Below are 24,342 nucleotides of genomic sequence, written 5' to 3'. Positions count from 1 at the left end.
CCGCAACAAAATACCCAGGTTTCCCAGCTCTCAAAAACCGCTCCACGACCCTTTACATCGTCCATGCCCAGCAGTACTGTTCCCACCTGCGGCAACCACAACATCTTGTGTTCTCTTCTTCACACATCACCTAGTGCTGGTGATACGGTTCGGAAGAACAAAGCTGGAAACGCATATCGGCAGGCTTGGGCCGGGGGCCGGATCGCGAGGTCGGACAAGGATGGTTTCGAAGTGTCCGGGGGCGGCGCTTCGAGGTTGTGCCACGACGACAATAAAGGCCTGGTCATGGCCGAGAACGAGGACGACACATTCATGAGCACAGCACGTGCGCAAGCCATCGGGCTTGAGACCGCGGCGATTCCGCTCCAGCCCGCTTCCTACGACATCTGGGACAAGAAGTACCGTCTGAAGGCGAAGTCCGGCGAGCCCGTCGATGGCAGCGTGGACGAAACCTACTCGCGCGTCGCTCGCGCCCTTGCCGATGTCGAGATCACCGAAGAGCTTCGCGCCCACTGGTTCGAGCGCTTCCTCTGGGCCCTGCGCCGCGGTGCCATTCCCGCCGGCCGCATCACGTCCAACGCTGGCGCGCTGGCGCACAAGCCGGCCACGTCCACCATCAACTGCACGGTGTCGGGAACCATCCACGACTCGATGGACGACATCCTCGAGAAAGTGCACGAAGCAGGCCTCACCCTGAAAGCCGGCTGCGGCATCGGCTATGAATTCTCGACGCTGCGTCCGCGCGGCGCGTACGTCTCCGGCGCCGGCGCACACACGTCTGGCCCGCTGTCGTTCATGGATATCTACGACAAGATGTGTTTCACCGTCTCGTCCGCCGGCGGTCGCCGTGGCGCGCAGATGGGTACGTTCGACATCAGCCATCCGGACGCCAAGGAATTCATCCGCGCCAAGCGCGAGGATGGCCGGCTGCGCCAGTTCAACCTGTCGCTGCTGATCACCGACGGCTTCATGGACGCTGTGGAGAACGACCAGGACTGGCCGACCGTCTTCCCGATACACGTCAAAGAGCAGGACGAAATCGACCTGACCGACCCCACCAAGGTCGTCTGGCGCGAATGGCCCACCACGCAGAACTACGTCGTCCGCGAAGACGGTCTGGTCGCCTGCAAGATCTACGGCCACATCCGCGCGCGGCACCTGTGGGACATGATCATGGTCTCGACGTACGACTACGCCGAACCCGGTTTCATCCTGATCGACCGCGTGAACGAGATGAACAACAACTGGTGGTGCGAGCACATCCGCGCGACCAACCCCTGCGTCACGGCCGATACCTGGGTGCAGACGTCGGAAGGTCCGCGCCAGGTCGCCGACCTCATCGGCGCGCCGTTCGCCGCCCGCGTCGACGGCAAGGACCACGCCACCGGTCCGGAAGGCTTCTTCCTTACCGCACGCAAAGACGTCGTGAAGCTCGCGACCGATCAGGGCTATCAGCTTCGCCTGACCGCCGATCACCGCGTGCGCAAGGTCGTTCGCAAGACGCGCTGGGCGCTGGACACCGACTGGTGTGCCGCTGGCGACCTGCGTCCGGGCGACGAGGTCTTGCTGAATAACCATCGCAGTGGCAACGCGTGGGCTGGCAAGTACACCTTCGAACAGGGTTTCCTGCTCGGCCTGCTGGTTGGCGACGGCACGCTGAAGAACGACAAGGCCGTGCTGTCCGTTTTCCATACCGCCATGGCGGCCAACGGCGGCATCGCCGAGCCTTCGCCAGGTGCCTATGCGCTGATGGACGCGGCCGAAACGGCCGCCCGCACGTTGCCGCACCGCGCGGACTTCGCTGGTTGGCAGTCGGTCGGCAACCGTAATGAATTTCGTCTGTCGCTGGGCGCGCTGAAAGAGCTGGCGCTTGAAGTCGGCATGACGCCCGGCAACAAGTGCATCGGTCCGGCAGTCGAGCAGGCGTCCAGCGATTTCAGTCGCGGTTTCCTCCGCGGTCTGTTCGATGCCGACGGTTCGGTGCAGGGCAGCCAGCTGAAGGGCGTCAGCGTCCGTCTGGCCCAGTCCGACCTGCCGCGCCTTGAAGCCGCGCAGCGCATGCTGCTGCGTCTGGGCATCGCCTCGACGATTTACGCCAATCGTCGCGACGCGGGCACGGCACGGTTGCCCGACGGTCGTGGCGGCATGGCCGACTACGCGACGCAGGCTCAGCACGAGCTGGTGATCGCAGGCGACAACCTTGCCACCTTCGCCGAACAGATCGGCTTCGCCGACACGGACAAGCAGGGCAACCTCGAACGCCTGCTTGCCGCCTATGTCCGTACGCCGAACCGCGAGCGCTTCACTGCCACCGTCGCTTCCATCGAGGCCGACGGTACCGAAGCCGTCTACGACGTGCAGGTGCCGGGCATCAACACGTTCGACGCCAATGGCCTGCACGCACACAACTGCGGCGAACAGCCGCTTCCGCCGTACGGCTCCTGCCTGCTGGGCTCGGTGAACCTCACCACCTTCGTGCGCGATCCGTTCGGTCCGAAAGCCCGCTTCGACTGGGACGAGTACCGCGAGGTGGTGAAAATCTTCACCCGCATGCTCGACAACGTCGTTGAGATCAACGGCCTGCCGCTGGAGCGGCAACGCCAGGAAATCCTGGGCAAGCGCCGTCACGGCATGGGCTTCCTGGGCCTGGGTTCGACCCTGACCATGCTGAAAATGCGTTACGGCAGCGCCGACGCCGTCGGGTTCACCGACGAAGTCTCCCGCGAAATGGCCGTCGCCGGCTGGGAAGTGGCACTGGAGCTGGCGAAGGAAAAAGGTCCGGCGCCCGTCCTGGCAGCCACCTATGAAGTCACCGGCGACATGCTGCGCAAGCGCCCCGAAATGGCGCGTGACGGCTACAAGATCGGCGACGCCATCCCTGGCCGCATCCTGCACGCGAAGTATTCGCGCTATATGCAGCGCGTGGCCGAAGTGGCTCCGAACCTGATCGAAGCCCTGGCCGAAACCGGCGCGCGCTTCACCCATCACTCGTCGATCGCGCCTACCGGCACCATCTCGCTGAGTCTGGCCAACAATGCCTCCAACGGCATCGAGCCCAGCTTCGCGCATCACTATTCGCGCAATGTGATCCGCGAAGGCAAGAAGTCGAAAGAGAAGGTCGAGGTCTTCAGCTACGAGCTGCTGGCCTACCGGGCGCTGATCAACGGAGAGGCCATGCCGTACTCCGACGATCCGAAGGCGAAGCTGCCCGATTACTTCGTTGCAGCCGACGACATCAGCCCGAAAGAGCATGTCGACATCCAGGCCGCCTCCCAGAAATGGATCGATTCGTCGATTTCCAAAACCGCGAATGTCCCGACGGACTATCCGTACGAAGACTTCAAGGACATCTATTTTTACGCTTATAAACAGGGTTTAAAGGGATGTACGACATTCCGTTTCAACCCCGCTGCGTTCCAGGGTGTGCTGGTCAAGGAAACCGATCTTGAGAACACCCTCTACCGCTTCGAGTTACAAGACGGTAGCTTTGTCGAACTGAAAGGCAACGAGCAGGTCGAATACGACGGTGAAATGCATACCGCCGCGAACCTTTTCGATGCTTTGAAGGAAGGCTATTACGGCAAGTTCTGACCCCGCGGAGAGGGATAAAAATGTCTGAAGAAAACCAGGTCGTCGAAAGCGAAGCTTTCGAATTCGACACGATTACCACCGAAGTCACGCCGGTAAACGAAGCGCCCGTCGCTTCCGAAGCCCCCGTGGCCAAGAAGGTCGTGAAGCGCAAGCCGCGCAAACCGAAGGTCGTCGCACCGGTCGCAGCACCGGTCGTCGAAGAGCCGGTTGCCGCCACCCCGGCGAAGAAGGCCGTGCGCAAAGCTACGAAGAAGGCAGTCGCGAAGAAGGCAGCGCCGGCCAAGAAGGCCGCTGCCAAGAAGGCGTCCGTCAAGAAGACCGCCAAGAAGGCAACGGCTAAGAAGCCGACGGCCAAGAAGGCTGCGGCCAAGAAAGCCGGCGTCAAGAAGGCTGTGAAGAAGCCGGCAGCGAAGAAGGCCGCCGTCAAGAAAGCTCCGGCCAAGAAAGCCGCAGCCAAGAAAGCGGTGAAGAAGACCGTCAAGAAAGCTGTCGTGAAGAAGTCGGCAGCGAAGAAAGCACCGGCCAGGAAGATCAGCGCCAAGAAGGCTGTGAAGAAGTCGGTCGCCAAGAAGGTTTCGGCCAAGAAGGCGTCGGTCAAGAAGGTCATCAAGAAAGCTGTAAAGAAAGTCGCCAAGAAGGCGGGCGCCCGCAAGGTCGCCGTCAAGAAGGGCGTCCGCAAGGCAGCCACCACCGCACGCAAGGCCGTCAAGAAAGTCGCCGGTCGCGTCGCGAAGAAAGCTTCCACCGCCCGCAAGGCGGCGAAGAAAGCTGTGACCAAGCTGGGCCGTAAGGCCGGCGTTCGCAGCAGCACGGCCAAGAAGACGGTCCGCAAGGCCGCCAGCACGAAGACGGCGCGTAAGCCCGTTGCGAAGAAAGCCGCCCGCAAAGCGGTGAAGAGGCCCACTGCCAGCAAGAAGACGGGTCGTACCGCGGCACGCAAGTCCGCCGCACGTGGCGTCCGTCGCAAGTAAGTAGTACCCGTGCGGCCCGGCTAGCCCGGGCCGCACTCCCTCCGGGCCGCGCCGTCGTCACCGATACACAGAGTAAAAAGTCATGGCGATCAAGATCGACAAGAAGATCACGGGCTACCAGGTAGTCAAGCCCGAAGACAAAGCCGCCCCGGCACCCGCTGCGGCACAGGCCAAAGACATCGCGCCGATGGCCGAAGTCATCCAGATGCACGAAAGCGTCGAGCGTCCCGAGACCCTCGTCGGCAGCACGTACAAAATCAAGTCGCCGCTCTTCGAGCACGCGCTGTACGTCACCCTGAACGACATCGTCCTCAACGCCGGCACCCAGCACGAACAGCGTCGTCCCTTCGAAATCTTCATCAACTCGAAGAACATGGACCACTTCCAGTGGATCGTGGCGCTCACCCGAATTCTGTCCGCCGTCTTCCGCAAGGGCGGCGACGTGACGTTCATCGTCGAAGAACTGAAAGCCGTCTTCGACCCGCGCGGAGGCTACTTCAAAGCCGGCGGCGTCTACATGCCCAGCATCGTCGCCGAAATCGGCGCGGTCATCGAAACCCACATGAAGTCCATCGGCCTCATCCACGACCCCGAAATGAGCGACGCCACCCGCGCGCTGATCGCGGAGAAGCGTGCGGCTTATGAGGCGGCGAGCAAGAAGCCGGCAGCGAGCGCCGCTGCCGCATCTTCGCTGTCCACCAGCTCGGTGGGAGCGGGCTCCGCCCGCGATACGGGCGCCAAAGGCGCCGCGACCGACGAAGCTGCTCCGGTCCAGAGCGAAGCCTCAGGCTTCCCACCCGGCGCGACCCTCTGCGTCAAGTGCAATACCCAGGCGCTGGTTCTGATGGACGGGTGTCAGACTTGTTTGAATTGTGGGTATTCGAAGTGCGGGTGAGGCCCTGACGATCTCAGGCATGCCATGATCGGTAAGCTTGTCGAGTAATCGCAGAGTTCCGCCGCAGATGATCGATACAGTAAACAAGGCTCGTCGCTCTGAGATCATGGCTTCCGTTCGGGCGAAGGACACTAAGCCTGAAATGGCGTTGAGGAGGATGATTCATGCGTTGGGATATCGTTACCGACTCCATCGGCGCGACCTTCCGGGGACACCCGATCTAACGTTCCCATCGTTACGAAAAGTAATCTTCCTCCACGGTTGTTTTTGGCACAGGCACGACCGCTGTCCCTTAGCTAGAATTCCAAAGACGAGGTCGGACTTCTGGCTTTCGAAGCTGAGCGGTAACAAAACTCGTGACGCTCGTTCCGAGAAGCAACTTCGAGTACTAGGGTGGGAGATTCTCGTCGTATGGGAATGCGAGACGAAACATATGGATGCTGTCGAGCGGCAAGTGGTGGCATTCTTAGCTGATACGAATCCTAAGAATTGAGACGACGCTGGTCACAATGGCGTACGCAGACACCCGATAGGCTCCAATGTGAAGACGATAGCAGCTCGACCCGAATCAATCGAATTGTTCACAGGCGCAGGCGGCTTGGCGCTCGCTACCCATATGGAGGGTTTTCGCCATCGAGGCCTGTTTGAGTGGAATGCTGAGGCATGCCAAACATTGCGGGCGAATGCAGAGGAGCGTGCTGTTGCAGGATTGGCGCGCTGGAAAGGGCACGTACACGAAGGAGACGTCAGTCACGTTTCCTTTGATGCATACGACGGCATTGACTTGGTTGCGGGCGGTCCGCCATGTCAGCCCTTCTCTTTGGGAGGGAAGCACCAAGGGATGGAAGATGGGCGTGACATGATTCCCCAGTTCATTCGGGCGGTTCGCGAGGCGCGTCCGAAGGCGTTCGTGATGGAAAACGTCAAAGGGCTTACTCGCGCCGCATTCGCTACGTATCTCGAACACTCGAGACTTCAGCTGCAATATCCCGAAATTACGCGGCGCGGCGGCGAAGAGTGGCAGGACCACCTCGCGCGACTGCAGCAGCACCATACGTCGAGCCCGAAATCTGAGGGATTGTCCTATAACGTTCTCGGTTCTGTCCTCAATGCCGCCAACTACGGTGTGCCACAGTGTCGCGAACGTCTTTTTATCGTGGGATTCCGTTCGGATATCGACGCGCATTGGAGCTTTCCCGACGCGACGCACTCTCAGCAGCGTTTACTGCACGATCAATGGGTATCGCGAGAATATTGGAAAGGCGTACGAGGAGCGCCAGTCAATGTTCCGGCTGTTTTGCAGCGGCGCATTGAGGCAATCCGGGCTGGAGGTATGCCGGAGCTCAAGGCTTGGAAAACGATACGACAGGCTACTGCGGGGTTGCCAAAGCCATTCTTGCGCGCGGAAAGCAACGGCAGCATCTTCAATCATCGATTGCAGCTAGGCGCACGACCTTATCCTGGTCACACCGGTAGTCCTTTCGACGCTCCCGCCAAAACATTGAAGGCCGGTGCTCATGGCGTACCAGGGGGCGAGAACATGATTGCCTACAACGACGGTACTTGTCGCTATCTAACAGTTCGCGAAGCCGCTCGTGTGCAGACATTTCCTGACGCCTGGCATTTTAAGGGCGCTTGGAGTGAAGCTATGAGGCAATTGGGTAATGCCGTCCCGGTAGAGTTGGCGCGTGTTGTTGTGTCAAGCGTGGCAAAAAAATTAGCAAGTCACCGTCCTCGCTGAAATGCAGGACGATTTTTGGATGGGTGAAGGGGGGGGCGTGGCGCAAAAAGGTGATATCCGCGATGTGGCGAGGGATCTGCGAGCATTGTTGTCGCGTATCGATGAAATTCCCGAGGATACGCCTAAGGCTGCGATGAAAAGACTGCGGGATGAGCTGGAGATCGCTTCTACAGATCTTCGTTCCCGTTTGGCTGCTTTTGATCCAATCAAGCTACCATCCTCATTTTTTGATCCATCGGATCCGCGCCTTTTTGGAACGTTCGCTGCGGTGGCATTGCTTGGCCAGGACAAAATTCCTCTCTCCCAGATCGGCGAGAGAAAATTCTATGGGTCGGGTGTCTATGCCATCTATTACAGGGGTGAGTTTCCCTTGTATGGGCCTATTTCCCGTTCTGAAACGCCAATTTACGTTGGTAAAGCTGATCCGTCTGACAGGGCTGCAAAGACACCTCAAGAGCAGGGGGTTCAGCTTGCCAATCGGCTGGAAGAGCACCGAAAAAATATTGAGCGCGCAAAAAACCTGGACGTTGCCGACTTCGATTGCAGGTATTTGGCGATTGCTAGCGGCTGGCAAGCCGTAGCTGAAAACGCATTGATTGAGCTATTTAAGCCTCTTTGGAATAAAGAGACAAAGATTTTGCTGGGCTTTGGAAAGCATGGCGATAGCGCTGAAACTCGACGCAACAAGCGATCTCCATGGGATGTTCTACATCCAGGAAGAAATTGGGCGGTGGCATCTGAGATTGGTGACGCCAAAACTCCCGCCGAAATAGATGTGGCTGTTTGGAGGCACTTTACGGCACACCATCCTATTGCGGACTTGGAAGAGGTCCTTCATGCATTGTTGGGCCATTTGAAGATTGGATAGTGAAGAATCTATTCGGTCAATCGGCGGGTGCTATGAATCTAAATCGAAGCGAAGGCCGAACAGCTTTCCGAGTAAATTTTCAATCAGATTTCGGTAGTTCTCTATGTCGTTGTTTGTAACTGTCGTCGTCGCACGTTCGTGTATCAATTTATTTCGTAGATTGTAATAGTGATTGGCCCTGCGGACGAGTTCAGGCTCAATGTTTAGTTTCTCTTTGATGGCGGAAACGACGTCGCGTCTGTCCTTAAACAGCTTTGATAGTTGATCATCCGAGGAGCTCTCCCTTGGGAATTGCTCGGGGTTGTGCACTATGTATTCCTTGAGTGCAATTTCAAAATTGCTATCTAGTAGGACCAATGCAATTCGATTGCTTGTGTCATAGCGCTGCTTTCGAATGACATCCGCCGCCGCGATCGCCTCAATGAAGCCAAGGGTCCATGGTTTTTCTGTCACTAAGTCCGTGTTTCGTTCAAGCACATCGTCTCGCCAGTTTCTTCGCCCTCGCGGCAGTGGAGGAAGTGCGAGTCGTCTTACATTTAAGAGGTCATCTAGCTCTCGTATTTGTATTGTGCCGGCAGTGTGTTTCAGTACCTTTTCTTGCCAGACCCCTTTCAATCGGCGCGACAGTGCCGTGAATTGAGTCACCAAGCGAATGAGTGACGGGCGAAGCGATTTGAAAGCTGCTGCTTCAGGATTAAGAGCATTTTTACTACTGTTCCACGGCATTAGTCTTGCTGGACCACTTATGCGTACGATTACGCGACAGAGTGAGGCGTCTGGATGCGGGACACCAGCTTCGCCGCTGTTGAAGTAGCCAACATCTCTGCTCTTCAGGTCCTTTGCTATGAGTCGGTCATTGCAGTAAACATAGATACCGTAATTGCTTGCTTCAGGATCTCTGTCGAGAATCAATCCCCCCGTTACGCTGAAATGAACAAGTCCATATTCTGTAAATTCTTGTATGTACTCAAATGATTCCGGTTGATATTCGGGAGGATATGCCCAGTTCTCAAATTTCGTTGGTAATATTGGTTTGTCGTTTAGCTTTATGCTTATTTGTTTTGACTCTAGAAAAGTGCCATAGGTGGCGCTCAGATGGATTTGGAGGAGATCTGCGTCATCGGTTCGTAACGGTGTTCTTAAGTGAGACAGTTCAATGATTGTCGTGTCTTGTGCAATGGACGGGATTTCATACGTGGGAATTTCCCAGGTTTCTAATTCAAGCCAATCGTCCGTTACATCAATCTGATAGCTTTTGCCCGCCCCGTATCGCGTCTTAATTGATGACTGACCTGCCAGGGCAACGACGGCTCTTTTGTTGCCTACACCGAATACGCCTATGGTGGCACCATTCGGATCGTTCGAGCTGCTTCCTGGTGATACTAGAAAGTTAAGTTCACTACTTCTGACGCCTGAGGCATTATCTTCGATTCGGATTATTTGACGATCAGCATCAATTTCAATGTTAATTTGTAGTGGGCGGCCGCGTTTCGCCTTTCCCCAAACGTCGATCGCGTTATCGATAAGTTCGCAGATGGCTGTTTTGAAATCGTAGTCGTTGATTATTGACCAAAATATTCGCTTTTGCGGAATCGCATTGACGAAAGACACTTCGATTTTACCGTTGATTTGACTCATTTTAAGGCCTTCGCTGGTGCGGAGTCACCGGATCGGAGTTATTTTGGAAGCATTCTCGAGTAGCACGTTACGAGTCAATAACGTCCGCCAAATCACATCGCCGAATCGCTGCCGCAATACGTAGGGCGAACTCAGACTCGTCATCGCAAACAATCGATAGCCGCTCCGTCGCACGAGTCATGGCGACGTAGAGCAACCTAGCTTCCGAACTGGTATCGTCCTTCGGGCTAGGCAGCTGCCCAACTCGTGGAATTAGCACGACAGGAAACTCCAGTCCCTTGCTGCTGTGCATGCTGACGATCTTTACCGAAGGCTCTCCTAGGAACAGGGCTGCCTTGCCTTTATCGTCGGCGATTCGACTGGCTATACGTGCGTATCTCGACATGCGAGAACTCGAGTTTCAGGGAAAGTCCTTCGTCAAGTCGAACTACTACAAGCAACTTGCCGAGGGTTCCGCTCGTAGTCCCAATGCCTACGAGCGTCGAATGCAGAACATCTCCGCCGTGCTATCCCTAAGCGGTAGGAGATGGATAAGAGGTCTGCTTCCCGCCAAGAACATCGGTGCGAACATAGCTCGAAGACTCGAAGGCTTGCTCGCGGAGGCGGAGGGGCGTGTGCCGGAAGAATTGGTTCTTCCCAGTCCATTGACCTCGAAAGCCAAAGCGCCGCCGGTAGGCGTGCAAGCGCCACGGAAAGAAGTGGTTTCCGTGATGCGTTACGTTCGTGACCCCGAGGTTCGTAACTGGGTGCTTGCGGAGGCCAAAGGTGTTTGCGAATGCTGCGAGCAACCTGCCCCCTTTCAGGGGGTGGCTGGCCCGTTCCTCGAAGTGCATCACGTACGACGATTAGCCGACGATGGATCGGACGGTGTTTCAAATGCCGTCGCGCTGTGTCCGAATTGCCATCGTCGGTTGCATCACGGTTTAGATGCCCCGCAGTTGATCGATCGGCTTTATGTGACGATTTCCCGCTTACGACGCGATAGGCCTACGTAGGCGATTGTATCGATCAAGTGGTGGGAGTGCGTCTGAACGCCGTGGATGCATTCAAGGCTGCGGACTCCCACATAGGTGTGCTTGAGTCGTACTTAGGGTGCCATCGTTGTATCCGGGTGCGACCTAATGAGTCCGAGGTTCATGATGCGATAAATCTCCCTCGCCTCATCAATCATTCCCCTCAACGCATATCCAGCTTGGGCGACCGACCCTTGTTCCGCATCGATCATAGGCACGTCGATCAGAAGATCGGCCACGCCGCGCATATGCGAGAGCTTGTCGTTCATGGCGGCATGGATATCGCCCAGCTTCATCCGTGCCGCGCCTTTGCAAAGAGGGCAGGGAATGTAGTGGTCGTGGGCACAAAGGGTTTGATTCGATTCGGGCGCCTCTGGCCCGACTTGCTTGCTGCTCAATGCGGCATCCTCCTTGGTGCCGCCACCTGCAGGGCGCAGGTGGCGGGCGTGCCAGGTTAGTAGCCGGTCGCGATGGAACCCGGTCGGACCGAAGCCCGCCCGACACGCCCGCCGTAAGTCGCCGGGACATAAGAATACGCAACGCAGGAATGCGTCGTTTGAGACGACGCGTTCCGGCGCCACCGCGAAAAATCAACAGGCTACTAAACCCGGTCACCGGTAAGCGGCGACCGGGAGAGGATCGTTTCGATGGCTCGGCACGTCAATCCACATTCGAATTAAAAGCCAATTTTTCAGAATAGTCGTACTTCTCGATGCGCTTCTTCCTCAGGTCCAATATCGGTGAAGCCGAAGGTGAGCGGAGAAGAGAAATGACCAGGATCGAAGAAATAGGCGGCAATGTCTACACCGCGCTTGAAGTCACCAATGCCGACGAGATGCTCGTCAAAGCCTGCCTCGCGATGAAGATTGGCGAAATTATCAATGGTAGGAAATGGACACGGCAGCGGGCTGCGGACGCCTTAGGTCTGACCCAGCCCAAGCTATCTAAGATGCTTCGCGGCCAATTTCGCGGCATGAGCGAAGCAGGGATGACAGAGTGTCTGGCGTTGCTCGATCGTGACAGCTTGCGAAGAAAGACAGATTCGGCCAGAAAGTCTACGAGAGCGCTCGGCGACCTGTGAGTTTGGCGGTTACGCGGTCGCATCGGTAGTTCGGATGGCATGTTACTCACCATATCGAAACCAGACGACACGATCTTGGCGACATTTGGGAAGTCATCGTTCTTGCCAATCCACTTGCTTGCAGTGTCGTCCGTATTTGCCTAGGCTGCGATCAGCTCCGTCGGTACTTTGGGGTGGCAGGTGCGGCTAAGGGGCTTGCATATATCCGTAAGGGGGATTGGTATGAGGAAGCCTATTGTTGGTTTCTGGAGGGTGGGGGCGACGGCCGCCATCTTTGTGGTGGGTGGCTTGTCGGACGCATTTGCTGGCGAAGTCGTTACGTATTACCTGACTGACCCGCAAGGATCGGTCTTGGCAACGACCAATGCATTGGGGGTCATGAGTGCGACGTCAGACTATCGTCCATACGGAGCCGCCGCGCTTGGCGGAACAACTGCCGGTGTGGGATATGTCGGACATGTTTTCGACGATGATTCCAGCCTCGTTTATATGCAGCAACGCTACTACGATCCGCAGATAGGGCGCTTTCTTAGCATTGATCCGGTCGCACCTGATGGAAGTGCGCGAGCGAACTTCAATAGATACAAATATGCGACTAATAATCCGTATAAGTTTGTCGATCTAGACGGCCGATACGACAGATTGGTCTGGACGAGCAATAACACCGTGAATGTGGTTATCCCCTATGCGATATCCGATCCGAATGGTGTCGCGCGCTTTACTTCCGCGCAAGTGGACGCGGATATCACTAAGCGGCTATCGGGTAGTGTCATCGTGAACGGTGTGACGGTTGCCGTGATCGCAGTTCCTGTAAACGTCTCACTCGATTCGCCGGAAGTTGCGAGCGGGAAGGCTAACGTAATCAATGTCGACCCCGCTGTTACCCGATCGTCCACGAACAAGATAGGCGGTGACAAGATTGCGCTAAATGCCAATGCGCTCCCGGGTGAGGTCTCTCATGAGATAACGCATACGGCTGGTGGGGGCGACCAATATCCGGGAGGTGTGGACGTGTCCGGTCATTGGATTCCTGCTTCGTCGCCAGCATCGGTCGGTACGCTGATGGGCGATATGCAGGGTGTTGCGAATCCCCAAACGCTTAAGGAGGTCGTTACCTCGCCCACAGCAGAAGTTCACTGCCTGAGTGGCGCCGCTGCACCCACTGGAGCATGCCAGTGATCAGGCGATTGTTTCGATGGATTCTACTGGCGCTCATCGTTTGCTCGTCGCCAGTAGTTGGTGCGATGGAGAAAGATTCCTCTCCCAGCCCCGGTGCACCTCCGGCCAAATGCCAGATTTCGCGCGGATCATGGTGCATTCTGCGTGGCCCTTACGAGATAACCTTTTCGCCGATCCAGGATGCGCCCTGGTACCAGTGGCAAATATCTGAACCTCAGTGGCGTGACGAGGCTGGGGTGATTCTTGAAAGCGCAGGTTGTGCCGACACTATTGCCGACATGACCGAAGTTGTCGGTGAGCCGAAACGGGTCATCTGGAATGGTCTTTCCTGGCGAGAGGTTGTTGTCCAGTTGACAAAAAATGGTGAGTGCCGGCTACGTCTGTTGGCACCTACGCGTGAGCGGGCTCGACTGGATATGGCGGCATCTGTGCTGAGTGGCGGTTTGGCGGCTTGTTTCCATGGAAAGCGCTGTGAAGATAAGGTATTTCCGTTGGATATCTACAAGGCGTTCGGCAAGGTGAAATGATAGTCACCGATATATCTATTTGATTCGAGGCGACTCCATGAATGCAGCGAAATGGATGGTTGTCGCTTCGGCGATTCTTCTGGTTTGTGGATTCGCAAATGTCGGGGCACAGGTTGGTGGGCAGCGGTGGCAACGGCCGGCGGCCGCTCCGAATCCTGTCGCGCCTCCTAGGAAATGCCAAATAACGCATGGCGCATGGTGCATTCTCGGCAGCGATGCACAGATTACGTTCTCGCCGCGGTCCGATCTGGGCTCTTACCAGTGGACCATCTCCGCCAGCGACTGGCGGAGCGAGCCGGCGATCATCCTGGAAAGCACTCTCTGTTTCGATGCTAAAGCCGACTCGATGGATATCGTCGGCACACCTAGGACAATCACGTTCGAAGGTAAGTCTTGGCGCGAAGTGGATATTCAGCTGACGCGGGATGCAAAGTGCAGGCTTCGGCTATTGGCACCGACGTCCGACCGTGCACCGCTGGATGCTGCGGTATCGATGCTTGGCACGGGCCTTGCGGCTTGCTTCGAAGGGCAGCCATGCGAAGCGCATAGATTCGGCCAGAAAGTCTACGGTGCCTTCGGTAGCATTCATTGATTACATGCATCAAGGTGACTAATGCGCTATCTGGACGGTCAGGAAGTCATGCTTAGCGATGTGGTCGATCTTGGTAGCGACTGGACGGGATTGGTCGTGGCTGTGATGGATACGAAGCAGTACTCAGCGGAGCATCCAGAGTTACAGTGGGGATACCTCAAGGAGGGCGCTATGGTTGAGTGCCCTCAGGCTGGTCTTATTCACTACGCCGTTGCCGACGAGGACCTGGTCCTCATTCGACGAAGCGAATCGCCGAGCTAGACGATGTGACATCTGGCTTCATCGTGTCCGTATAGCCCGCATCGCGACACTTCATGCACGCGATGCCTCCACCAGCTCCGGATGAATGTCGATGATGTGTCGAGCCTGAAACCAGACTTCCAGTCCGGGCTTGATCTCATCGGTGCAGTAAGGCTGATTATCCAGTTCGCCGCGATACCACTGATCGACCTTGCCGGTCACCTTCACCCACATCCGTTCGCCTTCGTCGATTAACTCACCGTCGTCGGTTTCTACACGGATGTAGAAACGAAGCTTGACGAGGTTGCGTGGTTTCATAGACTCGCGCTCAGCCAGAGGCGGAATCCAGAACTTGTCTGGCGACTCCGCGTGGGCTATTTCACCGTCGTCGACCATCCAGCCATCATGTTCCAGCGTGGTCAGTCGCGGCGCGCTCATGCACGCGGCTCCTTCAGCCCCCGCCCCTTCCACGCATACCCAATCGCCAACAAAGCAAACCAAACCGGGCTAGCCATCAATGCCTGCCGCGTATCGCTTTCCAGTGACAACAACACCAGCACGAACGCGAAGAACACCAGGCACGCCCAACACATAAACACGCCACCCGGCATCTTGTACTCCGACACCGCATGCAGCTCCGGCCGCTTCTTCCGATACGCCATATACGCGACAAGAATCAGCGACCACACGAACATAAACAGCACGGCGGCCAGCGTCGTCACCAGCGTAAACGCGGTGACCAGATTCGGGATGATGTAGACCAGCGTCGCGCCGGCCAGCAGGCAGATGCACGAGAACAGCAACCCGCGCGAAGGCACGGCGGCTTTCGACAGTTGCGCGAAGGTCTTCGGCGCGTGCTTCTCCTGCGCCAGGCCGTAGAGCATGCGGCTGGTGGAGAAGATGCCGCTGTTGGCGGACGAGGTGGCGGAGGTCAGTACGACGAAGTTGATCAGGCTGGCGGCGGCGGGGATGCCGGCCAGTACGAACAGTTCGACGAACGGGCTGCGGCCGGGCTGTACCTGGCGCCATGGGGTGACGGCCATGATGACGACCAGGGCCAGCACGTAGAACAGAATGATGCGGACGGGGATGGAGTTGATGGCTTTGGGCAGGTTGCGTTTCGGGTCGGCGGTTTCGGCGGCGGTGGTGCCGACCAGTTCGATGCCGACGAAGGCGAATACCGCAATCTGGAATCCCGCGAAGAAGCCGGTCAGTCCCATGGGGAACATGCCGCCGTCGCTCCACAGGTTGGTCAGCGACGCCTTGTGTCCCGACGGCGAGGTGAAGCCCCAGGCGACCATGCCGAAGCCGACGATGATCAGCACCACGATGGCGACGATCTTGATCAGCGCGAACCAGAATTCCATTTCGCCGAAGAGTTTTACCGTTGCCAGATTCAGGCACAGCAACAGCAGCACGCAGAGTAGGGCGGGTACCCATGGCGCCAGTCCCGGCCACCAGAATTGCGCGTACGACGCGATAGCGATCACGTCGGCGATGGCGGTGATGATCCAGCAGAACCAGTACGTCCAGCCGCAGTAGAAACCAGCCCATGGCCCGAGCAGGTCGGTGCAGAAGTCGATGAACGACTTGTATTCCAGGTTGGATAGCAGCAGCTCGCCCATCGCGCGCATGACGAAGAACAGCATCACGCCGATGATCAGATACACCAGCAGGATGGACGGGCCGGCCAGGCTGATGGTCTTGCCCGAGCCCATGAACAGCCCGGTACCGATGGCTCCGCCAATGGCGATCAGCTGCAGGTGGCGGTTGGACAGGCTGCGCCTGAGGTGATCCGGGTGCTGCTCCAGCGAAGAGGTCATCTGGCGGGCCGTCGGTGAAGGAAGCCGACAACATAGAAGAAATGGGAGGGGCTGGCTATGGGCCTGATTTCTTCGAATAATCGGGTGGCGTGCCGGACCCGGTTCCCCATACCCTGCCGGCGGCCCCTCGATGAAGGACAGATGTGCGCCAGTTCACCGCCACCCGCAGCGGCACCGTCCTGATCGCCACGACCTTGTTCGTGCTGATTTTGGTCGGCGTGGCCGGTGCGGTGGCTTACCGGATGCAGGCGGCCTCGTTCGAGGTACTGGCGATCGGGGGTCTCGCGATCGTCGCCTTCCTCGGCATGTCGCTGGTTACCACGCAGGGCTACGAGGTGGGGGAGGGAATGCTCGTCATTCGGCGCGCCCTTATCTCACGTCGCTTTCCGTTACGCGGGGCGCTGGCCCGCGCGGACGATCTGGCGATGAGAGGCGCCATCCGCGTCTTCGGCAACGGCGGCCTGTTGGCGGTCGACGGGCTGTTCTACAACCGACGACTCGGCTGGTTCCGTGCATATATAAGGAATAGCGACCATCTGGTCGTCGTCACGCTGGTCGACGGCCGGACGGTGGTGGTGTCGCCGGACGACCCGTCGGGTTTTGTCGAGGCGGCGATGCGCGAATCGGGTATCCAGCAACGAACAGGGGATCGATCATGAAGACGGGGCTCGCGACACTGATGCTGATTGTGGCTTTGCCATGGTCGGCGATGGCGACCAACGCACCGGATCCGTCCGCGCCGAGGAAGGTCCTGTTCATCGGCAACAGCATCACGTACACCAATAATCTTCCCTCTGCTTTCGCCGCACTGGTTAACGGGCAACGACCCGGCAGTACGGTGTCGGTCGACATGTATGTAAAAGGCGCGGCGGCACTGGCCGACTTCGTGCGCGACGAATCGCTGCGCGGCGCGTTGCACGACAACCACTACACCGACGTCATCGTGCAAGAGAGGGGCGGCAATGCGATATGCGCCGCCACCAGCAGCAGCGATATCGGCGAGGCATGCCGTGCTGTTCTAAAGGCGCACGAGGCGATATCGCGAATGGTCAGGCGTTCCGGTGCCACCGTTTATTACTTAGGGACGTATCAGCAGTCGGACACGGCGAATCAACTCCTGGTCAAAGGCGAACGACGCCTCGCCGATGCGATGAGCGCCCGCTATATCGACATCGCTGACGGCTTGACCGAAGTACGCCAACGTCACCCCGATCTTCCGTGGATATATGACGACGGCTCCCACCCCGGCGTAGCGACGGTGGGATTCATGGCGGCACAAATTTATGTGACGGTGTTCGGCAGTAAGCCCGGTGCGCAGGAAATCTGCACGACAGATCCGCTCTACCATCCATACACGACCTTCGACGGGATGGTGCACATCGGGCAGAACGACAAGCCCGCACCTCGCCAATGCCTGTTGTCAGAAGCGGAAATGCGCACCGTTCTGAACTGACCGCGCCACACCCATACCCTCACCGTCGCCCCTGCGCAGGCAGGGGCCCAGTGCGATGAAATGAGTTGTCGCGAAACGCCCGATCAGCTCTTAAAGCGAATCCCTCAACCATATCGCCCAGCCAGGCGCGTTCGCCCTGGGCCCCTGCCTGCGCAGGGGCGACGGTGAGGGGATTTGGCCGGAATTGCATAGTGAAGAGTCTCTTCACACAAGAAACCATCGAAAGTAAGAACCACGACACGCGCCTACGTCGAACTACGTATTGCACTTGGCCGTCCATATGGTCTACTTCCTTGTCTGAAAACCGGCAAACCCCGGCCGGCTGCGAGGATCCCACCATGGCCCGAATCCCCCGTTCAACCGGCCGCGCACTCGCACTGACCGCGGCACTTCTTCTACCCGTCACGCTGACGCTCCCGGCAACCGCCGCCGACACGCCGGAACCGCGCGCCGCGCACACCTGCGTCGACCCTTCCGACAGCGGCGCCATCAGCCTCGAGGCCGTTCCGTGTCGTGATCTCGGTCTGGCCAGTCCGCTTGAGCCCGGCGCCACGTTCGACGCCGAGATCGACTGGAACGGCACCGTGCTAAGCGGCGCCGACTGGATCGATCACGTCGAACGCAGCGCGTCCGATTCGGGCTATCGCGTGGTGTTCGCGGAGTATTTCCCGCGCAGACCCGTCTGCACCGAAGCACTGTCCGACCATGTGTTCACCGATGGCGGAACGCAGGTGCATCGCGACGATGTCGCCATGGTCGACGGCGATTCCGAAGCGGCGCATCAGCTGACGGTTTCCACGTCGCCCGTGGTGCGCGTCAAGGCAACTGGCGCGGCGCTCGGTGCACGCTGGAAACTGAAGTGCACCGTTCCCTAGCGACCCGCTTTGACGACCGTTGCGCCGGCGGGAACATGCGGACCCCAACTGGGCGCAAGCACCGTCAGGCCATCGACGTCGAACACCGCATCGGATGGCTGGGCTGCCGCCGCTACGCCAGCGACGCTGGTGGGATCCAGCACATATAACGTCTGGTCTTCGGGCGTACCGGCCATCAGCAGCGCTTGCTGTCTTGCACCGGTGGCACCGAACGTTCTCCAGTTGACTCGCGCGACCTTCACCGCGTCGGTCGCCATGCGATGTTCCTCGGCATACATCGCCACACGCACCCAGTCCGGCGCCATGATGCGGGTGGGATACATGCGGACGCGCGTGTAACGTGTCGCAGCTTCCGTCCAGAACGGACCGCGAAGATGCGGAACGTCGGTGGCCTGGGCACGCGTGAGCAAAAGTGTGCGCATATTGTCCAGGCCGGGGTGCAGATCGGTCAGCTGAATCGCAAGCACGACAGCCATCACGGCGATCATGATGCGAGCCGGCAGAGCGCGTGCAAGAACGAAGATCGCACCGAGCAATAGCGCGTAGTAGGGCAACCAGAAGAGTCGCCCGGTGGACTGGATCGACGAGCGCGACAGTTTGCGTTGCAGGAAATCCGGCAGTGAAATATGAAATTGCGTCGCACCGATGCCGACGTTATTGGTGACAGCGAGCGCGGTAAGTACGACACCGGCAGCGACCAGCGGCCAGAGCAACGTGCTGCGCGACGCATCCCGCCGCGTGCGTATCCAGGCAATGGCACCCAGCCCAAGCAACACCAATCCGCCCATGCCGAAGTAGTTAAAGCCTTCGTACTCGCCGTCCGCCTCTGGCGTGTGCAGGCCGAACCACGACCAGCCGGCGCCGTTGAAAGGAGCCAGCAGGTTCATTTTGTAGAAGCCGAAACCATCCGCCTTCTGGCCGCTGCCTGGCACCATGAATAGTCCTGCCATCCATGCGACGACCGCCGTCACAAGTAGCACCTGCACGACTTCCAGAAGCAGCGGCTTCCACATGTCGCGCGGCTGTTTAATGCCGCGACGCAGAACGTCGGCCGCCCAGACCGCGGCCACTATCAGGAAGATATAGGCGTGGATCAGCATCGCGACGGCAACCAGCACCGTCCACCATGTGCGTTGCGAGCGCTGTTCGGGGCGCAGGTACAGATACACGGCGGCCAGCACCGCCCATTGCCCGAACAGCGCCATATGGCCGCCCAGCCGCATCAGCAGCGGCGGCGCCAGGATGAAGAACACACAGCCCAGTGCACGCACCAAAAAGTTCGGCGTAGCCAGTGCCAGCAACTTCCATGCGAACCATGCCTGCAATACGAAGCACAGCAGGACCCACAGGCCGAAGTACTGGAAGGGATCGGGCAACAGCGGCGACAGCGGTTTCAGCGCCATGGCCAGCAGGGGAACAGAGTCGGAGTAGTACACCGACGAGTGCAGCTCCAGACCGTACGAGGGGTTCGCGCCGAAAGGCAGCATCCACGGGTCGTGTCGATAGAAAGCCCAGCCGAGGTAGCTCTGCGCAAGATCGGTATCCTGCAGCCAGGCGACATTCGACGGCCATACCATCGCGCCACCCGTCACCAGGACGAACGCGGCGATGCCAAGCATCAGCGGCAGCAGCACATGCGCTGCATGGTGTGTGCGGCGATAGTCGGATAACCGCATTCGTGGGCCTGTCGATTCGTGGATGGTGACGGGGCATTGTATGTCACTTGCCGGCACGGCCCTCCTGCCTGCCAGGTCCGTTCCGACGTGGTCAATGCTAAAGATCCGTCAGCGAATGCCGTTATGCTTCCGTCATGCCGGCCTCCGGCACGAACTATTGATGGAGCAGAAAGTCATGGCGACTAGCGATACCGACCGAATTCTGGACTATTGGCACAGCGTTGAATTTTTCAATGCCTACGACCTCGACGATCAGCTGGAGGAGGCCAGGCGAAGCCGCCATCCGACGCAGCTCATCGATGAAGAAAGGTTGGTAGACGGTACCTGGGCCACCTTTTCGCAGCGGCCCCGCACGATTTATCTGCTCCCATTCGACGTCTCACACGTCACGCGTGTCGTCGAGGCCTGTATCGCTACCGCGCCGGATGCCATGGTCGAGCAACGCGATGCCGAGGCCGCTGCGGAAGGACTGACGTGTTTCGCAAAACTGACCGTCAGTCATGAAGGCAAGCCCGATTTCGACGGTATCAGCCTCTCGGCACTTCCCTGGGCACTCGGCCGTTTGCAGCATGGCGACATGACCGACCTCTGCGCGGATGCTTTCGAGGCAAGTGCGCGGGACCTGAAGCAGGGTTTATTGGACGATCTGTCCGATAGCGAGGATGGAATCTTCGATCCGGACATACTGCTGAAAACCATCGATCGTCTGAGAAAGTGGTCGCGTTTCGATGTGAGTACCAAAGGTCTCGCATGGCTCGATATCGGCAACGCACCCCAGGCACAGAAAATTTCGAAGAAAGTGCCAGCCGACGAGCCGGAGGAGTCCGACGACGCTGCTGCCAATGCCGCTGAAGTTGCCGCGGCACGCGACATGCCGATACTCAACAGTTTCTACGTCCACGACCTTACCCAGGCGAAGCGAGAACTGAAAGGAAAGCGATTTCCAAGGGCGCTGGCTGCATATCTCGCGGTAATCGACGCGGCAAAGACCGATCTCGACAGCGAAGACGGGCAGCGCGATATAAGAGAAACACTACGTCCGCGCAACGGTATCGCAGGCCGGTGGCCGTCCGAACCGCAGCACGTGCAGTCGCTTATGCAGCAGTACGCTCTGAATAAGATGAAGGCGATGAGCGAGGGTGAGGTGCTGGCTGTGAACGGTCCGCCCGGCACAGGAAAAACCACGTTGTTGCGCGATCTCATTGCGCACCTCGTTACCGCACGAGCGGACATCCTGGCATCGTTGAATAGCGCGAAGGACGGGCTGGCAGGGGGTACCGTCGACGCTGTTTTCTCGAAGCAGACGCGGACTATTCCGTTACTCATTCCTGCACTGACAGGATTCGAAATCGTTGTCGCCTCCACGAACAATGGCGCGGTAGAGAATCTTTCGCTGGAGCTTCCGCAGTGCAAAGGCATCGATCCGGCTCGTAAGGACTCGCTTAAGTACTTCACGGATGTTGCCACGAAGTATGCGGGAACCCGGCCGAGCAAGCCCTGGGCCGAGCCACCCGAGCCGGTTTGGGGACTGGTATCCGCGGCCCTCGGCAAAAGCGCCAATCGTTCGCGGTTTGGTGAAGTGTTCGGATACAAGTCGTCTCGCCCAGGCGAAAAGCCCGGGCAATCGGGACGATTCCTCGCTCGTCACAGCGTCGATACGGAAAAGTGGAAAGAGTTGGGCGCGATGGACTATTGGCTATATGCCAAGGAGAAACCCGGCAAGCCCACGTTTTCGGGTGCGCGTCAGGACTACCTCCGGGCCCGTCGTGTCTATGATGCCGAGCAGGCGCGCCTTGCACGTCTGGACGATGCTATCGCTCATGTACAGAAGGCGTGGCCAGTTATCGAGTCGTTATGGCCCACGGCACCAGCCTTCGATCTGAAAGACCTGCAGCCAGTCGTCGATGCTTTGCCTCGTCTGATCGAGAGGTTGGAAGGCGAGGCGCAATCGGTTGGACGACGGCTGGGGCCATCCTTCCTGCACTGGCTAACGGCTCTCTTTCGCAGGGATATATATAGCCAGTGGTGCGACGCGCGCGATCGGGTGGCCTTTGTCAGGGCAACACGGAATGCACTCATCGATCTGAAAGCGCTGACAGGAACATTCGATGTCGCGCTATGGGATGGGCAGCCGCTGGATAGCGAGGGGAATCAGCGGCGGGCGTTCTGGCAGGGCCGGGGCCTGAATGTCCTGCGCAGTGACTTATTCGCGGCGGCGATGACTCTGCATGAGGCCTTCTTTTTGGAGGCTGCATCTAACGATGTCGTTATAGCTCTTTCGTCGATGCTGTCGTCACCGCCCCTTCCTTCCGCTCGTACGGCTTTGTGGCAGTGGTTCTTCATGCTGACGCCTGTTGTCTCCAGTACGTTTGCCTCGGTTCGGCGACAGTTCGCGGGCGTTGGCGTGGAAGGGCTTGGTTGGCTGGTCATTGATGAGGCGGGGCAGGCTGTGCCGCAAGCCGCGGTCGGGGCCATGATGCGTGCACGAAGGGTCGTGGTGGTGGGCGATCCTTTGCAGATTCCACCCGTGGTGACCCAGTCGACGCGGCTGCTCGCGCGGCTCGGGCAGCATTGGCTGACGGATAGCCGCGCCCGTTACGCTGTGGACAGTCACTCGGTGCAGGCGCTGGCCGATCGTATTTACCCGATGGGGGTGCGGCACCCTGTCGACGACAGCCGGTTCATCGGTATCCCGCTGGTGATGCATCGTCGTTGCGACAATCCCATGTTCGATATCGCGAACGCCATTGCATACGGCGGTCGCATGAAGCACGCAAAAGATGGTTCGGCTACTGCCCATCCGGTGCTCCGCAGGAGCTCGTGGTGGAATGTCGGCGGCGAGACGGAGGGTGACACTAAGTACGTGTCCGCCCAGGGCGAGCACTTGCTGCAAGCTCTATTCGCGCTCTATCGGCACGACATCGCAACGCGAGGTCCGACGATGCCGAAGGTCTTCGTTATCACGCCATTTCGACAGGTCAAGAGCGGCCTGCTGGCATTGCTTGGCAATCATGACGTCTGGCAGCAAGGGCTCGCGGGATGGGACGTGCCCGTTCCCACCGATCTCCAGGACTGGGCCCGAATTTCCATCGGTACGGTCCATACCTTCCAGGGGAAGGAGAACGATGTGGTGTTCTTCGTGCTGGGCTGCGATCCGACACGCGGCGGTGCCGTCGACTGGGCATGTGCCGAACCGAATCTACTGAACGTGGCGCTGACTCGCGCAAAGAGTCACGTATATATCATTGGCGACCGCGATGTCTGGGCACATAAAAGATACTTCAGTGTCGCGGCGGGCATGCTCGATATCGATACGTGGACGCCGGCTCTTCGCGATGAATTGATGGTCGAGGTTCCGTAGAGGCGCCGCCGCATCAGCCAGTCCACGATCATTGTCATCACGTCGATGGCCGCTACTTCGCCATCGCCGACATTTTTCCCGGCGTGTTTGGCGACGATGAAGGGTAGGTATCCTGTCGAAGCCGGAGACGCTTCGAGCTACGATATCGCCTTACCATTCATCGTCGTTCCTGCGGTGGTGTATGGACCGGGGACATAGTCCACAGGCGTGCGGGGACAGGGCGATGCAGTCGGTCGTAGCCTACGGCTCGAACCCAAGATTTACCGGGGCATCCGGAAGATTCGCATGCGCCGGCGCCGTTACCGGTACATCGAGGCTAACGACACCGAACTTGAAATCGTCCGCCCAGACAGTGCCACTCCCCGCGAGCAGGAAACCAAACGAAATGCTCGCCGCCTCGGTCGGTACATCGACCACGATGTCATAGCTCTGCCACGCATTCGTACCATGCAGTGCGCGTTGCTCCATGTTGTCGAAGGCCAGCGATTTCATGGCGTTCGTGCCGTCTACCCGTACCCACAGCTGCGCCTTGAGGGCGTCTTCCGTGCGCAGGAATCCCGTCAGTTTCACGCGCTTGCCGCGGTATGCCTTCGCGTCGAAGGTTTGCATCAGCGTGCCGAACCCGCTGCTCTTGGTCTTGGCACGAAGATAGGCATTGCTGTCGTTTGCATGTCGCTGGCCGGGATCGGCGCCGACATCGAAGTCTTGCGGTGCATTGCCCGCGACAAACCAGCCGCGTGGTGGGGTGGCGTATGCGCTTCCGGCCAGAAGGCAGCCGAGCAGCGTCGCGATGGCGACGGTCTTTTTCATGGCGTCTC

The 24,342-nt window shown here is 58.6% G+C and carries 23 protein-coding genes; 16 read left to right on the top strand and 7 right to left on the bottom strand.

Translation table 11 applies throughout. The features are described from left to right. Positions 1-312: 312 nt before the first annotated feature. The 6 genes from AC3IR3_RS17575 (at position 313) to AC3IR3_RS17550 (ending at position 8,066) form a co-directional block, all read left to right on the top strand. On the top strand, positions 313-3,591 hold the full coding sequence (locus AC3IR3_RS17575) for an LAGLIDADG family homing endonuclease (RefSeq protein ID WP_489194037.1): 3,279 nt from the start codon (positions 313-315) through the stop codon (positions 3,589-3,591). Positions 3,592-3,611: 20 nt separating this feature from the next. Continuing rightward, positions 3,612-4,562 carry a histone gene (locus AC3IR3_RS17570; protein WP_489194035.1) on the top strand — a complete coding sequence of 317 codons (951 nt, stop codon included), beginning with the start codon at positions 3,612-3,614 and terminating at the stop codon, positions 4,560-4,562. Between the two features lie 82 nt (positions 4,563-4,644). Beyond that, positions 4,645-5,457, top strand: a complete 813-nt coding sequence (locus AC3IR3_RS17565) for a TSCPD domain-containing protein (protein WP_489194033.1) — start codon at positions 4,645-4,647, stop codon at positions 5,455-5,457. Positions 5,458-5,524: 67 nt separating this feature from the next. Beyond that, complete coding sequence (locus tag AC3IR3_RS17560) at positions 5,525-5,950, top strand: very short patch repair endonuclease (protein WP_489194031.1); 426 nt, start codon at positions 5,525-5,527, stop codon at positions 5,948-5,950. Between the two features lie 105 nt (positions 5,951-6,055). After that, positions 6,056-7,198 (top strand): DNA cytosine methyltransferase, encoded by a 1,143-nt coding sequence (locus AC3IR3_RS17555; RefSeq protein ID WP_489194030.1) that lies wholly within the window; start codon positions 6,056-6,058, stop codon positions 7,196-7,198. Between the two features lies 1 nt (position 7,199). After that, positions 7,200-8,066, top strand: coding sequence for an Eco29kI family restriction endonuclease (locus AC3IR3_RS17550; protein WP_489194028.1), 867 nt, complete (start codon positions 7,200-7,202; stop codon positions 8,064-8,066). A 30-nt stretch (positions 8,067-8,096) separates the two neighbouring features. Here the strand turns inward: AC3IR3_RS17550 and AC3IR3_RS17545 are convergent, their stop codons facing one another. Next, positions 8,097-9,704 carry an ATP-binding protein gene (locus tag AC3IR3_RS17545; protein ID WP_489194026.1) on the bottom strand — a complete coding sequence of 536 codons (1,608 nt, stop codon included), beginning with the start codon at positions 9,702-9,704 and terminating at the stop codon, positions 8,097-8,099. A 67-nt stretch (positions 9,705-9,771) separates the two neighbouring features. Next, positions 9,772-9,996, bottom strand: coding sequence for a 3'-5' exonuclease (locus AC3IR3_RS17540; RefSeq protein ID WP_489194024.1), 225 nt, complete (start codon positions 9,994-9,996; stop codon positions 9,772-9,774). On the opposite strand from AC3IR3_RS17540, the gene AC3IR3_RS17535 reads away from it, so the two are divergent. Then, positions 9,983-10,699, top strand: a complete 717-nt coding sequence (locus AC3IR3_RS17535; protein ID WP_489194023.1) for an HNH endonuclease — start codon at positions 9,983-9,985, stop codon at positions 10,697-10,699. The genes AC3IR3_RS17540 and AC3IR3_RS17535 overlap by 14 nt on opposite strands. A gap of 92 nt (positions 10,700-10,791) precedes the next feature. Here AC3IR3_RS17535 and AC3IR3_RS17530 read toward each other — a convergent pair whose 3' ends face one another. After that, positions 10,792-11,115, bottom strand: coding sequence for a hypothetical protein (locus tag AC3IR3_RS17530; protein WP_489194021.1), 324 nt, complete (start codon positions 11,113-11,115; stop codon positions 10,792-10,794). A 371-nt stretch (positions 11,116-11,486) separates the two neighbouring features. Here AC3IR3_RS17530 and AC3IR3_RS17525 point away from each other — a divergent pair, with 371 nt between their 5' ends. The 5 genes from AC3IR3_RS17525 (at position 11,487) to AC3IR3_RS17505 (ending at position 14,357) form a co-directional block, all read left to right on the top strand. Beyond that, positions 11,487-11,798 (top strand): helix-turn-helix domain-containing protein, encoded by a 312-nt coding sequence (locus AC3IR3_RS17525; protein WP_489194019.1) that lies wholly within the window; start codon positions 11,487-11,489, stop codon positions 11,796-11,798. A 222-nt stretch (positions 11,799-12,020) separates the two neighbouring features. Continuing rightward, positions 12,021-12,977, top strand: coding sequence for an RHS repeat-associated core domain-containing protein (locus AC3IR3_RS17520; RefSeq protein ID WP_489194018.1), 957 nt, complete (start codon positions 12,021-12,023; stop codon positions 12,975-12,977). A 65-nt stretch (positions 12,978-13,042) separates the two neighbouring features. Then, positions 13,043-13,504, top strand: a complete 462-nt coding sequence (locus tag AC3IR3_RS17515) for a hypothetical protein (protein WP_489194016.1) — start codon at positions 13,043-13,045, stop codon at positions 13,502-13,504. Between the two features lie 37 nt (positions 13,505-13,541). Further along, positions 13,542-14,096, top strand: a complete 555-nt coding sequence (locus tag AC3IR3_RS17510; protein WP_489194014.1) for a hypothetical protein — start codon at positions 13,542-13,544, stop codon at positions 14,094-14,096. A 21-nt stretch (positions 14,097-14,117) separates the two neighbouring features. Next, on the top strand, positions 14,118-14,357 hold the full coding sequence (locus AC3IR3_RS17505) for a hypothetical protein (RefSeq protein ID WP_489194013.1): 240 nt from the start codon (positions 14,118-14,120) through the stop codon (positions 14,355-14,357). Positions 14,358-14,408: 51 nt separating this feature from the next. On the opposite strand, the gene AC3IR3_RS17500 is transcribed toward AC3IR3_RS17505, so the two are convergent. Continuing rightward, positions 14,409-14,774, bottom strand: coding sequence for a hypothetical protein (locus tag AC3IR3_RS17500; protein ID WP_489194012.1), 366 nt, complete (start codon positions 14,772-14,774; stop codon positions 14,409-14,411). Beyond that, positions 14,771-16,159 carry a D-serine/D-alanine/glycine transporter gene (gene cycA, locus AC3IR3_RS17495; RefSeq protein WP_489194011.1) on the bottom strand — a complete coding sequence of 463 codons (1,389 nt, stop codon included), beginning with the start codon at positions 16,157-16,159 and terminating at the stop codon, positions 14,771-14,773. Before cycA ends, AC3IR3_RS17500 begins: the two co-directional genes overlap by 4 nt. 143 nt (positions 16,160-16,302) lie before the next feature. Between cycA and AC3IR3_RS17490 the strand changes: the two genes are divergently transcribed. From AC3IR3_RS17490 to AC3IR3_RS17480, 3 genes are all read left to right on the top strand, one after another. After that, positions 16,303-16,818, top strand: coding sequence for a PH domain-containing protein (locus AC3IR3_RS17490; RefSeq protein WP_489194009.1), 516 nt, complete (start codon positions 16,303-16,305; stop codon positions 16,816-16,818). Then, entirely contained in the window at positions 16,815-17,612 is a 798-nt protein-coding gene (locus AC3IR3_RS17485; RefSeq protein WP_489194007.1) for an SGNH/GDSL hydrolase family protein, read from the top strand. Before AC3IR3_RS17490 ends, AC3IR3_RS17485 begins: the two co-directional genes overlap by 4 nt. Positions 17,613-17,950: 338 nt before the next feature. Further along, entirely contained in the window at positions 17,951-18,487 is a 537-nt protein-coding gene (locus tag AC3IR3_RS17480; protein ID WP_489194005.1) for a hypothetical protein, read from the top strand. Here the strand turns inward: AC3IR3_RS17480 and AC3IR3_RS17475 are convergent. Next, entirely contained in the window at positions 18,484-20,163 is a 1,680-nt protein-coding gene (locus tag AC3IR3_RS17475) for a DUF6311 domain-containing protein (RefSeq protein WP_489194004.1), read from the bottom strand. The two genes, AC3IR3_RS17480 and AC3IR3_RS17475, sit on opposite strands and share 4 nt — an antisense overlap. Positions 20,164-20,338: 175 nt before the next feature. Between AC3IR3_RS17475 and AC3IR3_RS17470 the strand changes: the two genes are divergently transcribed. Continuing rightward, positions 20,339-23,524 (top strand): DEAD/DEAH box helicase, encoded by a 3,186-nt coding sequence (locus AC3IR3_RS17470; RefSeq protein WP_489194003.1) that lies wholly within the window; start codon positions 20,339-20,341, stop codon positions 23,522-23,524. Between the two features lie 240 nt (positions 23,525-23,764). Here AC3IR3_RS17470 and AC3IR3_RS17465 read toward each other — a convergent pair whose 3' ends face one another. Further along, positions 23,765-24,334: a hypothetical protein gene (locus tag AC3IR3_RS17465; protein WP_489194001.1), complete on the bottom strand. Its 570-nt coding sequence runs from the start codon at positions 24,332-24,334 to the stop codon at positions 23,765-23,767. Positions 24,335-24,342: the final 8 nt, after the last annotated feature.

Source organism: Luteibacter sp. GL_149, from assembly GCF_057834065.1.
Note: the sequence above shows the minus strand (reverse complement) of the source record. Positions and strands in the feature narration are given on the sequence as shown.

Bases quoted from the DNA above. Each gene is read 5' to 3' on its own strand.
- AC3IR3_RS17575 (WP_489194037.1), top strand. From the start codon at position 313: ATGAGCACAGCACGTGCGCAAGCCATCGGGCTTGAGACCGCGGCGATT.
- AC3IR3_RS17570 (WP_489194035.1), top strand. From the start codon at position 3,612: ATGTCTGAAGAAAACCAGGTCGTCGAAAGCGAAGCTTTCGAATTCGAC.
- AC3IR3_RS17565 (WP_489194033.1), top strand. From the start codon at position 4,645: ATGGCGATCAAGATCGACAAGAAGATCACGGGCTACCAGGTAGTCAAG.
- AC3IR3_RS17560 (WP_489194031.1), top strand. From the start codon at position 5,525: ATGATCGATACAGTAAACAAGGCTCGTCGCTCTGAGATCATGGCTTCC.
- AC3IR3_RS17550 (WP_489194028.1), top strand. From the start codon at position 7,200: ATGCAGGACGATTTTTGGATGGGTGAAGGGGGGGGCGTGGCGCAAAAA.
- AC3IR3_RS17545 (WP_489194026.1), bottom strand. From the start codon at position 9,704: ATGAGTCAAATCAACGGTAAAATCGAAGTGTCTTTCGTCAATGCGATT.
- AC3IR3_RS17540 (WP_489194024.1), bottom strand. From the start codon at position 9,996: ATGCACAGCAGCAAGGGACTGGAGTTTCCTGTCGTGCTAATTCCACGA.
- AC3IR3_RS17525 (WP_489194019.1), top strand. From the start codon at position 11,487: ATGACCAGGATCGAAGAAATAGGCGGCAATGTCTACACCGCGCTTGAA.
- AC3IR3_RS17520 (WP_489194018.1), top strand. From the start codon at position 12,021: ATGAGGAAGCCTATTGTTGGTTTCTGGAGGGTGGGGGCGACGGCCGCC.
- AC3IR3_RS17515 (WP_489194016.1), top strand. From the start codon at position 13,043: ATGGAGAAAGATTCCTCTCCCAGCCCCGGTGCACCTCCGGCCAAATGC.
- AC3IR3_RS17510 (WP_489194014.1), top strand. From the start codon at position 13,542: ATGAATGCAGCGAAATGGATGGTTGTCGCTTCGGCGATTCTTCTGGTT.
- AC3IR3_RS17505 (WP_489194013.1), top strand. From the start codon at position 14,118: ATGCGCTATCTGGACGGTCAGGAAGTCATGCTTAGCGATGTGGTCGAT.
- AC3IR3_RS17500 (WP_489194012.1), bottom strand. From the start codon at position 14,774: ATGAGCGCGCCGCGACTGACCACGCTGGAACATGATGGCTGGATGGTC.
- cycA (WP_489194011.1), bottom strand. From the start codon at position 16,159: ATGACCTCTTCGCTGGAGCAGCACCCGGATCACCTCAGGCGCAGCCTG.
- AC3IR3_RS17485 (WP_489194007.1), top strand. From the start codon at position 16,815: ATGAAGACGGGGCTCGCGACACTGATGCTGATTGTGGCTTTGCCATGG.
- AC3IR3_RS17480 (WP_489194005.1), top strand. From the start codon at position 17,951: ATGGCCCGAATCCCCCGTTCAACCGGCCGCGCACTCGCACTGACCGCG.
- AC3IR3_RS17475 (WP_489194004.1), bottom strand. From the start codon at position 20,163: ATGCGGTTATCCGACTATCGCCGCACACACCATGCAGCGCATGTGCTG.
- AC3IR3_RS17470 (WP_489194003.1), top strand. From the start codon at position 20,339: ATGGCGACTAGCGATACCGACCGAATTCTGGACTATTGGCACAGCGTT.
- AC3IR3_RS17465 (WP_489194001.1), bottom strand. From the start codon at position 24,334: ATGAAAAAGACCGTCGCCATCGCGACGCTGCTCGGCTGCCTTCTGGCC.